This is a genomic window from Terrabacter sp. 2RAF25, assembly GCF_052115265.1.
Classification (GTDB): domain Bacteria; phylum Actinomycetota; class Actinomycetes; order Actinomycetales; family Dermatophilaceae; genus Terrabacter.
The window spans coordinates 1-1,038 of sequence record NZ_JBFRGJ010000022.1 but is presented as its reverse complement, the minus strand read 5'-3'; the positions used below and the strand labels follow the sequence as shown (position 1 = coordinate 1,038).

The following is a 1,038-nucleotide window of genomic DNA, read 5'->3' as shown; positions in this document are numbered from 1 at the left end:
ACCACCTCCAGTAGAACACGTGTTCTGCATATCTGCTTAGGTGAAGTACGATTTGTGGATGACGGCGAATCCGGTTCGGGGAGTGGATTACCCGTCCACGTACCAGCAGCTGCTGGAGTGGTTCCCGGACAACCAGTCCTGCCTGGAGTACCTGGCCGGGCTGCGGTGGCCGGAGGGGTTCGTGTGTCCCAATTGCGGGCAGCAGGAGTTCTGGCGCACGGCGGGTGGATTGTGGATGTGCCGCGCGTGTGGGCGGCGGACGTCGGTGACGGCGGGCACGATCTTCGACCGGACCCGGACGCCGTTGTCGACCTGGTTCGCGGCGATCTGGTTCCTGACCTCGCAGAAGAACGGGCTGTCCGCACTCGGGCTGCAGCGGGTCCTCGGGTTCGGCTCCTACGAGACGGCGTGGGCCTGGATGCACAAGCTGCGCCGCGCGATGGTCCGCCCCGAGCGCGACAAGCTGTCCGGGATCGTGGAGCTCGACGAGACGATGGTCGGCGGCGTCACCGCCGGCCACGCAGGCTACGGGGACAAGGTGGCGGTCATGATCGCCATAGAACACAACGAAACCCGCCGCCTGGGCCGGGTCCGGCTCGCCGCGGCCGCACATCCCGGCACGACGCAGCTGGTCGACTTCGCCGCCGCCGTCATCGAGCCCGGGTCCACGATCCGCACCGACGGCGCCCGCACCCTGCGCCGGCTCGCCGACCTCGGCTATCGCCACGAGTTCACCCTCGGCTACTCCGCGCCGGACAAGGCCAGCGTCCTGCCGGGCGTGCACCTGGTCGCCTCGCTGCTCAAGCGCTGGCTCATCGGCACCCTGCACTTCCGCGTCGAAGAGCAGCACCTGCCGTACTACCTCGACGAGTACACATTCCGGTTCAACCGCCGCAACGCCAAGTCCCGCGGGCTGCTCTTCTACCGTCTCCTCGAGCAGGCCGTCGACACCAGCCCACACCCGCTCAAGGACCTCCTCCGACCAGAAACGGGCATACCGGACTTCACCTAAGCAGATATGCAGAACACGTGTTCGAC

At 67.0% G+C, this 1,038-nt stretch carries 1 protein-coding gene; it reads left to right on the top strand.

From position 1 onward, the window contains the following. The first annotated feature begins 58 nt into the window (after window positions 1-58). Window positions 59-1,012, top strand: coding sequence for an IS1595 family transposase (locus AB4091_RS21770; RefSeq protein WP_442294983.1), 954 nt, complete (start codon window positions 59-61; stop codon window positions 1,010-1,012). Window positions 1,013-1,038: the final 26 nt, after the last annotated feature.

Bases quoted from the DNA above. Each gene is read 5' to 3' on its own strand.
- AB4091_RS21770 (WP_442294983.1), top strand. From the start codon at position 59: ATGACGGCGAATCCGGTTCGGGGAGTGGATTACCCGTCCACGTACCAG.